Consider the following 13,403-nt stretch of genomic DNA (forward strand, 5'->3'; position numbering starts at 1 on the left):
CTTGGTGGTTTCCACTGCGGTCTACCTGCTTCCCAGTTCGGTTCGCGTGAAGTGGTCCCCACTCCAAACGAAGTTCATCATCGCGCCGTTCGAGTAACGGATGGTCAGCCCGTCCTCTTCGTCCAGCTCCACCGAGGACGCGCGCCCCAGCGCGCAGGTGGCGGCCGGCCACTCGAGCACTCGCCGCGCCGTCTTCCCCGTCACGAGGTAGAGCCCCAACCGCAGCTCCGTCTCGGCGTCGCATTGACCCGCGACGGCATATGGATTCTTCCCCGAGAGCACCGTCACGAAGGACAGCTCGCCTGTCAGGCTGAGGGACTCGGGGACGTTCACGTTCACCGACTTGGCGTCCACGGGCTTGCCCACCACCAGCTCGCGCAGCGACTCGGGGGACAGCTCCTCGTCCCCCTGCGCCCAGGCCGGGTAGCTGAGCAGGTCCCACCCCAGCCAGCCGGTGGCCGCGGGCTCCAGCGCCGTCACGGACTCGGGCGGCTTGAGCTTGAGCGCCTTGCGCGGCTCGTCCGGCAGCCGCAGCGCCTCGCCCACCATGGTGCCGCTCTGGCAGTTGGAGACGGGCACGCCCTTGCCCTCGCCGTCCTGGTCCTCGTAGGTGATGCACACGTCCATCACCATCGGGTCGATGGAGGGGAAGCGCGGCAGCGCGCGCACCGGCACCGCCGCCACCAGCGACAGCGTGGTGCCCCGGCGCTCCACCGCCCCGTTCACCTTCTGCTGGGCGAACTCCGGCGTCCCGCTGGTCGCGCCCGAGTCCCGCTTGCCGTCGAACCCGAAGCGCCACGTGTAGCCCGTCGTGAGCGGGCCCGTGTCCGGGAAGTAGATGGACAGCGTGACGGTGTCGCCCGCGAGCAGCTGGTCATCCTTGGCGTCCACGCCCACGTAGAGCGTGTCCTTGCGGAAGCCCACCTTGGCGGTGAACGACGCGCTGGCGCCGGACACGTCCGTGGACTTGAGCGTCAGCGGCGAGGCGAAGCCCTTCAGGCCGCCCTGCAGCTTCGGCGGCTTGGACATGTTGGGCACCAGCTTGGACGGCCGGGGCGGGGGAAGGGCTTCGTCCTGCGCGGAGGCAATGGCCGGGACACAGAGCAGACAGCAGAGGGACAGGGCAGCGACTCGCATGGCTTCTATCAATCGCGGAAGTTGGTGAACTGCATGTCCAGCTTCAGTCGGTCCTGCTCCTTGCGGAACAGGGCGATGGCGGCCTGGAGGTCGTCCCGGTTCTTCCCGGTGACTCGCAGCTGGTCGGCCTGGATGGAGCCCTGCACCTTCATCTTCGAATCCTTGAGGAGCTTCACCAGCTCCTTGGACTTCTCCACCGGGATGCCCTGCTGGAGCTTGATGACCTGCTTCACGTTGTGCAGGCCCGTCTTCTCGATGTCGCCGTAGTCGAGCGCGTTCAAGCTGATGTTGCGCTTGGCCAGCTTCGCCAGCAGGACGACCTTGGCGGCCTTGACGTGGTCCTCGCTGTTGGCCTTCACGGTGATGGCCGTGTTGTCCGGGGCGATGACTACGTCCGCCTGCGCACCCTGGAAGTCATAGCGGGTGCTGAGCTCCTTCTTGGTCTGGTTGACCGCGTTGTCGAGCTCGGCGATGTCGATTTTCGAGACGACGTCGAACGAGGGCATGGGCAACAGCGGCGCTTAACACACCTACACCCTGACGACCATGGGCACCACCAGGGGGCGCTTGGAGCTGTACAGCCGGAACGCACGGCGCACCACCCGGGTGAGTTCCTCTCGCACCAGGGCGTCGTCGCCCCGCAGCTGGACGGACAGCTCCTCGAAGAGCGCCCGGGCGTCCTGGGCCACCCGGGGCAGCAGCACCTGTTCATCCAGCGACAGGCCCTGGCCCGACAGCTGGGGGCCGCCCACCAGCTGCTGCGTGCCCCGCTGCAGGACCACGACGGCGGCCACCAGCCCCGTCTCCGACAGGCGGACCCGCTCGTGGAGTGTGTCCGGCGTCACCATGCCGCCTCCGAAGCGGTCCTTGAAGATGCGGCCGGAGGGCACGCTCCCGGTGAAGCGGCCCCGGCCCTCCTCGAAGCCCACGACGTCGCCGTCCTGGGCCAGCAGGCACTGCGCGGGCTCCAGGCCGGCCTCGCGGGCGGTGGCCAGGTGTCGGTGCAGGTGGCGGCCTTCGCCATGGACGGGGATGAAGTGGCTGGGGCGCACCAGCTCCAGCACGCGCTGCTGCTGGGGCCGGCTGGCGTGGCCGGACACGTGAACGCCGGGCTCCACCTGGGCGTACACGACCTTCGCGCCCCGCCAGTGCAGTTGGTCGATCAACGCCCCCACGCCGCGCTCGTTGCCGGGGATGGGGCGGGAGCTGAGGACCACCAGGTCTCCGGGGCCCACCTTCAGCGGCCCGTCACCGGAGGCGAGCTGCGACAGGCCCGCGCGGGGCTCTCCCTGCGCGCCGGTGGTGAGCACGAGCACGCGCTGGGCGGGGAGCAGCGGCACCGTGTCCAGGTGCACGAAGAGCGAGTCGGGCACGTCCAGGTAGCCCAGCTGCCGCGCCATCTCCACGTTGCGCTGCATGCTGCGGCCCTGCAGGGCCACCTTGCGCCCCAGCTTCTCCGCGAGCGTCAGGAGATGTCGCACGCGGTGCAGGTTGGAGGAGAACAGGGCCACGACGATGCGGCCGGTGGCGCCCTGGAACAGGCGCTCGAAGGTCTGCTCCACCACGCGCTCGCTGCCGGTCTCCTCCGTCAGCTCGGAGTTGGTGGAGTCCGACAAGAGGCACAGCACGCCCTCCTCGCCGGCCTCGCCCCAGCGCTCCAAGTCGGTGCGCAGCCCGTCGATGGGGTCCGGGTCCAGCTTGAAGTCGCCGGTGTGGATGAAGGTGCCTTCGGGCGTGCGGATGATGAAGCCCACCGCGTCCGGCACGGTGTGCGTGACGCGGCTGGCCTCCACCTTGAACATGGTGCCGACGTTGAACGGCTCGCGCGGCTCGATTTCGCGCAGGTCCGCCTCCACGCCCAGCTCGTCCAGCCGGTGGCGCGCCATGGCCAGCGTGAAGCGCGTGCCGTACACGGGCACATTCACCTCGCCCAGCAGGTAGGGCAGCGCGCCCAGGTGGTCCTCGTGGCCGTGCGTGAGCACCACGCCCTTGAGGCAGGCGGCGTTCTGCTTCAGGTGGGTGAAGTCCGGGATGATGATGTCGACGCCGGGCATCCCCTCGGAGGGGAACATCAGGCCCGCGTCGATGAGCAGCATCTCCCCGTTGCAGGCGATGACCAGGGAGTTGAGGCCGATTTCTCCCAGGCCGCCCAGGGGAATGACTTGAAGCATTTGGGGGAGTCTAAGGACTCACCCCGCCTCGCGCGGTGGAAAGTTTCGCCGTGACATCCATGGAGGGGCCGCGGACCCCGGCGATGAACCTGGACGGCGGGCGGCCTAGGAGAGACGGATGGGCAGGCCGCAGCCGCAGGGCGACGCGGGCCGGGCGGTGGCGCCGGTGCCGAAGAGGTCCGGGTAGCGCAGCCAGGGCTTCTGGGGGACGCCGCTCCAGGGCTCCAGCTTCGAGTGAGGCGTCCAGGGCCTGAGCGGCAGCCTCAGGAACGGGCGAGGGGGCTGCCCGGAGAGTCGGATGGGGAGCCCCGCGCCCTCCAGCCTGTGCCCGTCGAACCTGTCCCGGCGAGGGGTCGAGGGGGCTCCCGTCTTCGGTGACGCGGGCCGGGGCGCCGGGGGAGTGGGCTTCGAGGTGGCCGGGCGTGGCCCCATCCTGGCGGCGGACTTCGATGGCTTGTCGATGCTCATGACGCAATCCCCCATCGCGTGCGGTGCCTTCAGTGAAAAGGCTTGCATGGGGAGTATCGGGCGAGGCCGGCGCGAAGGTGCTTGGGATGGTTTTCGAGGGTTGGCTTTTCAGGGACGTGACACGGGGCCGGTGCTCATCCAGTCCCGGACGCGGCGGGCCTCGGCGGTCCACAGGTCCGGTGTGGCCTCGTAGAAGCCCAGGGCCTGCTGCGCGAGCGAGCGCGCGCGGGAGGACTCGGCGGCGCCGAGGGCGCGGGCGAGGGCGAAGCGGGTGGCGGCCAGGTCCTCTCCGAGGCCCGGCGTGGTGGCCCGCAGGGTGAGGGCGCGCTCCAGCGTGGCCCGGGCCTCGCGGGTGCGTCCCAGCGCGAGCTGCGCGAGGCCGAGCGTGGTCAGCGGCGCGGCCTGGTCGGGGTGGCCCTTCTGGAAGGCCTCGTAGGCGTTCACGCTGCTGCGGGCCAGCTCCACCGCGTCGCGCGTGCGTCCCTCGCTCAACGCGAGCTGGGCCAGAAGCGCCCAGTCGGCCGCGGTCTCCGGATGCGTGGCGCCGTGGGTCTTCAGGTCCAGCGCGAGGGCGCGCTCCCGCAGTGGACGCGCCTCCGAGAAGCGCCCGAGGGATTCCAATGCGGTAGCAAGGTTGTTGAGGGGATAGCTGAGCGTCGCGCTGTCGGGGCCCATCGCGCGCTCCTCCAGGGTGATGGCCTGGTGCAGGTAGGGCAGGGCCTCGTCGAAGCGGCGGCGGAGCGTCAGGTGATAGCCGACGGCGTTGGCGGCCAGGGCCGTCTGGGGATGGTCGGGCCCCATCACCACCTTCGTGAGGTCGAGCACGCGGTGGAGCAGCTTCGAGGTGCGCTCCGTCTCGTCGGTGCGGGAGAGAGCGGAGGCTTGATTGCGCAGGGACTCGAGCGTGAGCAGGTGCTCGGGGCCGTGCGCCTGTTCGCGCAGGGCCGCCGAGCGTCCGAAGGCCTCCGCGGCCTCGGCGTACTGGCCGCGGAAGAACGCGTTGCGCGCGAGGCTCGTGTGGAGCAGGGCCTCCAGCTCCGGGGCGCCCCCCGCGCGCTCGATGCTGGCGCGGGCCTGCGCGACGCCCCACTCCTCGAGCTCGGGGGAGCGCGAGAGGGTGGTGACCCAGCGGGCGGCGGCGCGCGCGGCGACCTCGTCATGGCGCGTGGCCTGGGCGAGCAGCAGGGCCTCTCGCAGCGCCTTCTGCGCGCGCGCTTCGTCTCCGAGCACCAGGCCCAGGCGTCCCTCCAGCTCCAGCGCCTCCGCGAGCACGGGGCGGTAGCCGAGCGCGCGGGCCTGGACGAGCAGCGCCTGGAGCTCCGTGTGGGCCTGCTCGTAGCGGCCCGCGTCCACCAGGGCGGTGGTGCGGTCCAGTCCGGCGCGGAGGCGCTCCACGCGCTGGCGTTGCTCGCTCGACTCGGGGAGGCCCAGGCGCAGGGCGTCCACGTTCGCGCAGTCGTCGACGGAGGGCAGCCGCTGGGCGGCGTCCAGCGCGGTGGCGAAGGAGGCTTCGTCCGTCTGCGCGAGCACGCCCACCACGGCGTCGAGCGTCGAGCGGCGCCGCTCCAGGCACGCCATGCGCAGCGACAGGACCGCGTCGGATTGGTGGCCATGCACACGGGTGGCCTCGCAGGCCTCCAGGTGCATGCGCGTCCAGTCCTGGGCGAAGGTGTCCAGGCTCTGCGTCACGCGCGACAGCAGCTCGGGGGCCTGGGGCTTGTGGGTGGCGGAGAACGCCTTGCTCACGGCGTCCCGGCGCGAGGCGTCCCAGATGCCCGTCAGCCGCGCCCCTGCCTCCAGACAAGGCGCGTGACGGCGATTGCCCATCCACCACGCGACGCCGATGGCGCCGTAGAGCACGAGCACGCCGGCGGCCATGATTCCCCGGCGTCGCCAGATGACGGACGGGTCCTTGCTCAGCTCCGCGAGCAGGGCCTCCATGGAGGGGTAGCGGGCGTCGGGGGTGGGCGCGAGTCCCCGGCTGATGGCGCGCAGCAACCACGCGGGGACGCGGCTGCCTCGCGGAGGTGGGCGCACGTTGCCGGCGAGCGACTCGCGCAGGTAGACGCTGGCGGCCTTGCCCTCGAAGGGGAGCTGTCCGTAGAGGGCCTCGTAGAGCGAGGCGCAGAAGCTGAACTGGTCTCCGCGCGCGTCGGTGCGTCCGTCCTCGTGTTGCTCGGGCGGCATGTACGCGGGCGTGCCCATGACGAGGCCCGCCTCGGTGAGCGGGGACTCCAGGAGGTCTTCGCGCCGCAGGGCGAGCTGGGAGGGCGCGGTGGGACGACCATCCTCGGCGGCCTCCTGGTCCGCGCTGTTGCGAGCCAGTCCGAAGTCCGTCACCTGCGCGCGGCCGTCGCGGCTGACGAGCACGTTGGCGGGCTTGAAGTCACGGTGGACGAGCCCGGCGGCGTGCGCGGCGGCGAGCCCCTTGCCAGCCTGGCGGAAGAGGTCGAGGACGTCGCGCCAGGAGTGGTCCGTGGCGCGCAGCCAGTGGCGCAGGGACACGCCGTCGACCAGCTCCATGGCGATGAAGACGCGGCCGGCGAAGGTGCCCGCGTCGTAGACGGAGACGACGTTGGGGTGGGAGAGGCGGGCCATGGCCTGGGCCTCTCGCAGCAGGCGCGTCGCGCCGTCGGCGCGGACCACGGTGTTGGCGCTCGGGTGGAGCAGCTTGATGGCGACGCGGCGGTGCAGCTCCGGGTCGTAGGCGTTGTAGACGACGCCCATGCCGCCCGAGCCCAGCTTGTCGAGGATGTGATAGCGGCCGACGAGCGTCCGCGAGGGAGCCTCGATGGACGGCGGCTCCGACGATGGGCGAGGCACACGCTGGCTGTTGCCAGGTGGCGGAGCGACCTGCGTGCCAGCGCCGAAGGGAGGGCGGGGCGGAGGAGCGACCTGTGTGCCCTCGACGACGGGAGGGCGGGGTGGCGGAGCGACCTGCGTGCCCTCGACGACGGGAGGGCGGGGCGGCGGAGCGACCTGCGTGCCCTCGCCGTAGGTCGGTGATGGAGCGCCGGCGCTGGACGGGCCTTGGGAAGCCGCGACCGGCTCGGAGGCGGAGGGAGGCGGAGGACCGGAGGCGCTCGCACCGGCCATCGGCCGAGAGGCAGGCGAGGGTACGGAGGTGCTTGCTCCGACCAGTGGCCGAGAGGGAGGCGAAGGACTGGAGGTGCTCGTGCCCACCGGTGCCCGCGATGACGGCGGCGGCACGGAGCTGCTCGCGCCGGCCAGGGGGCGCGACGGCGGAGGAGACGCGGAAGCGTCTTCACCGACCAGGGTGCGCGATGGATTCACGGGGGACTGCCTCGTGCTTGCGGACGAGGCCGGGGAAGAAGGGGTCGCCGCGTTCGTCCCGAGGGGACTCGCTGGTGGCGTAGGTGCACGTCCAGCAGCCACGGCTGATGCTGGGTCCGATGTCGCCGCCGCGTTCGTCCTGAGAGGCCCCGCTGGTGGCGTCGGTGCACGTCCAGCATTCGCGGATGATGCTGGGTCCGATGTCGCCGCCGCGTTCGTCCTGAGAGGCTCCGCTGGTGGCGCAAGTGCACGTCCCTCATTCTCGGAAGACGCTGGAGCCGATGTCGCCGCCGCGTTCGTCCTGAGAGGCCCCGCTGGTGGCGTAGGCGAGCGTCCAGCCGCCACGGATGACGCTGGAGCCGATGTGGCCGCCACGCTCGTCCCGAGCGGAGCCGGTGGAGCCGCGGCCGAACGTCCCTCATTCGCGGATGACGCTGGAGGCGAGGTGACGGGACTGCTCGCGCCGACGGGAGGCCGCGACGGTTGCCCCGAACTCATGGACACCTTCGGCGCCGGCGCAATCTGGGTCCCCGCCTCCGCGACCGCTGGGAGCTCCAGCAACGTCTTCGGACCCTCCAGGCGCCGGGGCACTGGCGCAATCAGTGTCCCCGCGTCCGGCGCGGCCTCCTCGGGATGAGCGCTCGAACTGCCCACCTCCGGGTCCATGCCCCTCTTCCGCGCGGCACGCAGTGGCTCCGTGGGCGGGTCGAAATCCCCCACCATCGCCATCAACGCGGCGCGCGGTAGGGCCAGCTCCGTGGCGTCCTCCTGCTGCGGCGTGACGCGATGTGCCGCGCTGCCGGGCGGTGTCAGCCTCGCCAGGAGCGCCGCGCACGCACGGCATCCCTCCGCATGACGCCGCAGGCGCTGGGCCTCCACGACGGAGAGCACACCGCTGACCAGCGTTTGCGCGGTCTTCTCGTCGAAGCAGGACACCCCTCGGATGTAACCCCACACGGCGGGTACATGAGAAGGGGGCCCGGATTCGCGACTCCCAATGGGCCACACAAGGGTCGGACACAGCCCATTCTCAGCCGATGGGAGCCCTGTCTGTCCTTTCGGCCCCACCCCCGGATGCCGCGGCGCGGCGAGCCGACCCCGCGCCGCCCGGGAGCCTCATCGGGGGATGAGAGCGATTGAGTCCAGGTACACCGCCGCCTGGTCTGCTCCCGAGTCGTCCTGGATGTAGAGGTCCTGCATCACGCCCGACGAGGCCCCCAGCGCATCGAGCGAGAGCGTGACCTTGCGCCACTCGCCCGCGACCAGCGGCCCGCCCAGCGCCTCGTCCAGCCGCTGACTCCCGAGCACGTTGGTGCCGTCATGCAGCACGACGCGCACCCCCTGACCGCCCGTGGTGCCACCATGCACCCACAACTCCAGGGACTGGTACCCCGACAGGTCCACGCCCGAGTGGTGGAGCATCAGCCCCGCCCACGCGTCGGGCTCGAAGCGGATGGACGCCGAGCCCGAGTGGACCGTGGTCGTCTCGTCCAGCGAGTGCTCCGCCCAGCTCCAATCCGCGAAGCCTCCCTCCAGGGCATCGCCATAGATGCTCATCCCCGCGGTCGGCTCCGGCTCCGTGCGGCCGTTCATCAGCGCGAGCCCCTGCGACAGCGTCACCGTGAGCGCGCCCCGGGTGTGGAGGTGGTCCAGGATGCTCGCGAAGTTGGACGTCTTGTATTGCGTGTCGCGGGTCGGCGTTCCGTCCACGAACTCGTGGAAGACGAGGATGAGCCAGCTCTTCTCCGCGAGGGCCTGGTCAATCCAGCCGCGCACCGTGGCGACGGAGACGCCACGCGCCACGTCGTTGCCACGCAGCTCGTACACGATGGTGTCGCGGAAGTTCCGGCCCGCGTTCACCGTGCGGCTGCTGGCGTAGTGCTGCCGGATGGAGGCGAGCACGGTGGCGTCGTAGGCCCCATACGGGATGATGAAATCCGGCACCGCGCTCAGGCCCAGCGACCCCACCAGCCAGTCGCGCGAGTCCCGCAGCTCGGCGACGAGCTCGGTGGGCGACAGCGTGGTGAGGTCCGGGTGCGTGAGGGTATGGCTGGCGATGCCATTGCCCTCGGCGATGAGCGTCTGGACTTGGGAGGTGCTCATGTAGCCACCCCAGCCCTGGGCGAGCGCCTGGGTGATGATTCCATACGTCGCGGGAATCCCTCGCGCATTCAGCGCGGGCCGCGCCTTGGTGTACTGGGTGGCCCAGCCGTCATCCAGGGTGATGGTGACCATGCCCTGCGAGAAGGGTTCGGCCGCGAACGCGGACGTCGTCAACAGCACCAGCAGCGCGGCAAACCCTCGCATCGTCTCGGAACCCTTCGCCATGGACAGCCCCCCGGGGCAGTTCGCCGCATGCGGCGCGAGGCGCGCGATAGCAGAGGACTTCCACACAGGGCAACCCGAGGCCCTCGACACGTTCACCCGTGGATGCGCGTCGCGCTCAGGGGGCGCAGGGGACTCGCTCGCCGTCACACGTATCGAGAAGTGAGGTTTTGTCGTCGAGGGAGTCCTTTCCGACTTCATGAAACGGTCATGTTTCATCAGGGCTTTCATTCGGGCGGCCACACCCTTAGTGCGCGTGCCTGGAGCCGGCGTCGAGGCTCGTCGCCGTGCTCCACATGTGACTTCAACGGGAGACTTCATGAAGAGGCCGGAGTGGAGCGTGACCGCCACGAGTTGGCTGGTCATGGGTTTGTTCATCGGTGTGGGCACGGGCTGTTCGGGAGGCGAAGGGGCCTCGCGGGAGCCCGGAGTCGAGGCGGCATCCAGTCCGCTCCAGACGGGGCCGGACCTCGTCATCCGCGAGCTGCGGGTCCCCGCGAGTGTGAGTCGGGGTCAGGGCTTCAACGCCGCGCTGACGGTGTGCAACCAGGGCAGCGCGCCGGTCAGCGGCGTGCAGACCCGGTTCTTCATGTCCGTGGATGACGTGCTGACACCCAGCGGCCCCCAGGCTCCTCCGCTGGACCAGCTGCTCGTGGGAGACTTCTCCCTGTCGCAGACGCTTACTCCAGGAGCCTGTGTATCGCGCGAGGTCTCGCTGACCGCCTCGCTGCCTGCGTTGGCCCAGCAGGACGGCGCCTACTACGTGGGGGCCATCGTGGATGACCCGTCCTCCGTCCAAGAGCTGCGGGAGGACAACAACAGCGCGGTCCAGCGCATCGGCGTGGGCAATCTCCCGGACCTGGTCATCACGGAGCTGCGCGCTCCCGCCAGCGTGATGACGCAGCAGATGTTCGAGGTTCAGGCCCGCGTGTGCAACCAGGGCACGACGGCCTCCTCCAGCACGTGGGTGAGCTTCCTGCTCTCCGTGGATGATGTGTTGACGCCGTCGGGGCCCGGCGCGCCTCCGCAGGACCAGGTCGTGGTGGGCTCGCTGCAGCTCCCCTGGTTGGAGCCGGGGCAGTGCATCGCTCGCTTCTCGCAAGTCGGCGCGTGGCTGCCGCCGTCGGGAAATGGCCAGGGGCGGTATGTGCTGGGCGCCATCGTGGACGACCCGGCCTCCGTGCCGGAGCTGCGCGAGGACAACAACACCCACGCGACCACCGTCATCGGGGTGGGCAGTCGCGCGGACCTGGTGGTCCGGGAGCTGTCGTCTCCCGCGAGCTTCACGCCCGGGCAGTCCACTCCCGTCCGCGTGACGGTGTGCAACCAGGGCACGCAGGCCAGTGGCTGGGCGCGGCTCGGGCTGTACCTGTCGCTCGATGACGTGCTGACGCCGATGACGCCTCCGGGGCCTCCGCCGTCGGACCAGGTGCAGGTGGGCATGGGCTCGTTCCCGTCGCTCGCGCCTGGCCAATGCCTGACGCGCGAGGAGAGTGTCTGGCCCTCGTTCCCGCCCATGCCCACGGAGGCCACCGCGCTCTATCTGGGTGCCATCGTGGATGACGCGGGCGAGGTGCTGGAGCTGCGCGAGGACAACAACACCTTCGTGAAGGGCCTGGTGGGGCTGGGGTATCGCCCGGACCTCGTCGTCACGGACGTGCAGGCTCCGCCCTCGATGTCCTTCAGCCAGTCCTTCCAGGCGACGGTGACGGTGTGCAACCAGGGCACGCAGTCCAGCAACCCGGTGCGCGCGCAGCTCTACCTCTCCACGACTCCGACGCTGTCGCCCATGCCGTCGGGCCCCGCGCCCATGCCGCCGAACCAGTCGCCGGTGGGCGACGTCCAGGTGTCCTCGCTGGTGCCGGGACAGTGCGCGACGCGCTCGCTGACGGGCTGGCCCATGGTGCCGCCGGGTGCGACGGGCGCGGGCCCCTTCTACGTGGGCGCCGTCGTGGATGACGTGAACCAGGTGCTGGAGCTTCGCGAGGACAACAACACCTTCGTGAAGGGGCTGGTCGGCGTGGGCAACGGGCCGGACCTGGTCATCACCGCGATGACCGCGCCGCCGAGCCTCGCCTCGGGGCAGCCCTTCCAGGCGACGGTGACGGTGTGCAACCAGGGCACCCAGCCGAGCAACCCCGCTCGCGCGCAGGTCTACCTGTCGACGGACACGGCCCTGACGCCGATGACGCCGTGGCCCGGCCCGTCGATGCCGCTGGACCAGACGCCGCAGGGTGAAATCTCCGTGCCCTCGCTGAGCCCGGGCGCGTGCCTGGTGCGCGAAGGGGCGATGCCGGGCGCCGTCATCCCGCCGGCTGGAACGGGCGATGGGGCGTACTACCTGGGCGCCATCGTGGACGACCCGCCCTCCGTGCAGGAGCTGCGCGAGGACAACAACGCCCTCATCCAGGGGCAAGTGGGCGTGGGCCTCATGCCGGACCTGGTCGTCACGGCGCTGGGCTCGCCGGAGAGCCTGCCAACCTCGGGGCCCACCACGGTGACGGTGACGGTGTGCAACCAGGGCACCCGCCCCAGCAACTCGACGCAGGCGCAGCTCTTCGTGTCCTCGGACGCGGTGCTCTCGCCCATGTCGTCGAGCCCCGGCCCCGCGCCCATGGACCAGGTCCCGGTGGGCTCCGTCTCCGTGCCGTCCCTCGGCGCGGGCCAGTGCACCACGCGCTCCAACCCGGTGTGGGCCTCCATTCCGCCGGACTCGCAAGGGGGTGGCGCGTTCTTCCTGGGCGCCATCGTGGATGAGCCGTCGTCCGTGCAGGAGCTGCGCGAGGACAACAACAGCTTCGTGAAGCGCGTGGGCGTCGGCCAGCGCCCGGACCTGGTCATCACCGCGATGACCGCGCCCCGGAGCGTGGGGGTGAGCCTGCCGCTCGCCTTGTCCGTGAATGTCTGCAATCGCGGCACCCTGTCGAGCCCTCCGTCCACCGCGCGCGTCTACCTGTCGACGGACGCCGTGCTGACGGCCACCGCGCCGTCCGCGCCTCCCGCCATGGACCAGGTGATGCTCGGGAGCGTGGATGTCCCCGCGCTCGCCATCGGCCAGTGCCTCTCCCGCTCGCTCACACCGAACGCCTGGCTGCCGCCGGACGCGCAGGGCGATGGTGCCTACTTCCTGGGTGCCATCGTCGACGAGACGAACTCCGTGCAGGAGCTGCGCGAGGACAACAACGTCTTCCTCCACGGCCTCATCGGCGTGGGCAGCCGCTCCGACCTGGTCGTGACCGCGATGACCGCGCCGGCCAGCGCGCAGAATGGCCAGTCCCTGTCTGTCTCCGTGATGGTCTGCAACCACGGGACGATGCCCAGCCCCGTGTCGAGTGTCCGCCTCCTGCTGTCGGTCGATGACCAGCTCTCCGCGTCGCCGCTGCCCTCGGAGGAGCAGCAGCCGCTCGGCACCGTGGACGTGCCCGCCCTGGCCGTGAGTCAGTGCCTGCAGCGCAGCACCACCGTGTCGGTGACCGCGCCGCCGGGCCTGCAGGGCTGGGTCTTCCACCTGGGCGCCATCGTCGACGCCGCGTCGCAGGTGCAGGAGCTGCGCGAGGACAACAACACCTTCGTCCACGGGCTCATCGGTATCGGCGCGAGGCCGGACCTCGTCGTGTCCTCGCTGACGGGACCGGTGTCGGCCATCTCCGGCAGCCGCATCTCCGCGACGGTTCGGGTGTGCAACCAGGGGACGACGGCGAGCGCCTCGAGCACGGTGACGTTCGTGGTCTCGTTGGACACGAGCCTCGCCCCGGAGGCGCCCGTGCTCCCGGGTGGCGTGCCGCCGCTGGACCAGGTGCCCATGGGAGGCGCGAACATCCCCAGCCTGGCCCCGGGAGCCTGCATCACGCAGTCGGTGACCAACCTGCAGGTGAGCCTGCCCCCGGATGCGCAGGGCGCGCCCGGGGCCCGGTTCCTCGGTGCCTACGTGGACTCGTTCCTGGCGCAGCAGGAGCTGCGCGAGGACAACAACACGCGCACCACCCCGCTGACGGTGACGAACTAGCG

At 70.8% G+C, this 13,403-nt stretch carries 7 protein-coding genes; 1 reads left to right on the forward strand and 6 read right to left on the reverse strand.

Translation table 11 applies throughout. From position 1 onward, the window contains the following. Positions 1 to 21 precede the first annotated feature (21 nt). From K8640_RS15715 to K8640_RS15740, 6 genes are all read right to left on the reverse strand, one after another. Positions 22 to 1,137, reverse strand: a complete 1,116-nt coding sequence (locus tag K8640_RS15715; RefSeq protein WP_223747762.1) for a hypothetical protein — start codon at positions 1,135 to 1,137, stop codon at positions 22 to 24. A gap of 8 nt (positions 1,138 to 1,145) precedes the next feature. Next, positions 1,146 to 1,643, reverse strand: a complete 498-nt coding sequence (locus K8640_RS15720; RefSeq protein ID WP_046711562.1) for a YajQ family cyclic di-GMP-binding protein — start codon at positions 1,641 to 1,643, stop codon at positions 1,146 to 1,148. Positions 1,644 to 1,667: 24 nt separating this feature from the next. Next, the gene (locus tag K8640_RS15725; RefSeq protein ID WP_223747763.1) at positions 1,668 to 3,308 is read right to left on the reverse strand and encodes a ribonuclease J; all 1,641 of its coding nucleotides are present in this window, start codon (positions 3,306 to 3,308) and stop codon (positions 1,668 to 1,670) included. 105 nt (positions 3,309 to 3,413) lie between these two features. Then, a complete protein-coding gene (locus K8640_RS15730; protein WP_223747764.1) occupies positions 3,414 to 3,776 on the reverse strand; it encodes a hypothetical protein in 363 nt (120 codons plus the stop codon). 108 nt (positions 3,777 to 3,884) lie between these two features. Continuing rightward, on the reverse strand, positions 3,885 to 6,599 hold the full coding sequence (locus K8640_RS15735; RefSeq protein ID WP_223747765.1) for a protein kinase domain-containing protein: 2,715 nt from the start codon (positions 6,597 to 6,599) through the stop codon (positions 3,885 to 3,887). A 1,587-nt stretch (positions 6,600 to 8,186) separates the two neighbouring features. Beyond that, positions 8,187 to 9,398 (reverse strand): polysaccharide deacetylase family protein, encoded by a 1,212-nt coding sequence (locus K8640_RS15740; protein ID WP_223747766.1) that lies wholly within the window; start codon positions 9,396 to 9,398, stop codon positions 8,187 to 8,189. 361 nt (positions 9,399 to 9,759) lie between these two features. Here K8640_RS15740 and K8640_RS15745 point away from each other — a divergent pair, with 361 nt between their 5' ends. Beyond that, a complete protein-coding gene (locus tag K8640_RS15745) occupies positions 9,760 to 13,401 on the forward strand; it encodes a CARDB domain-containing protein (protein ID WP_223747767.1) in 3,642 nt (1,213 codons plus the stop codon). Positions 13,402 to 13,403: the final 2 nt, after the last annotated feature.

Origin of the sequence: Myxococcus sp. XM-1-1-1, assembly GCF_020037095.1 — a bacterium.
Taxonomy (GTDB): domain Bacteria; phylum Myxococcota; class Myxococcia; order Myxococcales; family Myxococcaceae; genus Myxococcus; species Myxococcus fulvus.

Bases quoted from the DNA above. Each gene is read 5' to 3' on its own strand.
- K8640_RS15715 (WP_223747762.1), bottom strand. From the start codon at position 1,137: ATGCGAGTCGCTGCCCTGTCCCTCTGCTGTCTGCTCTGTGTCCCGGCC.
- K8640_RS15720 (WP_046711562.1), bottom strand. From the start codon at position 1,643: ATGCCCTCGTTCGACGTCGTCTCGAAAATCGACATCGCCGAGCTCGAC.
- K8640_RS15725 (WP_223747763.1), bottom strand. From the start codon at position 3,308: ATGCTTCAAGTCATTCCCCTGGGCGGCCTGGGAGAAATCGGCCTCAAC.
- K8640_RS15730 (WP_223747764.1), bottom strand. From the start codon at position 3,776: ATGAGCATCGACAAGCCATCGAAGTCCGCCGCCAGGATGGGGCCACGC.
- K8640_RS15740 (WP_223747766.1), bottom strand. From the start codon at position 9,398: ATGGCGAAGGGTTCCGAGACGATGCGAGGGTTTGCCGCGCTGCTGGTG.
- K8640_RS15745 (WP_223747767.1), top strand. From the start codon at position 9,760: ATGGGTTTGTTCATCGGTGTGGGCACGGGCTGTTCGGGAGGCGAAGGG.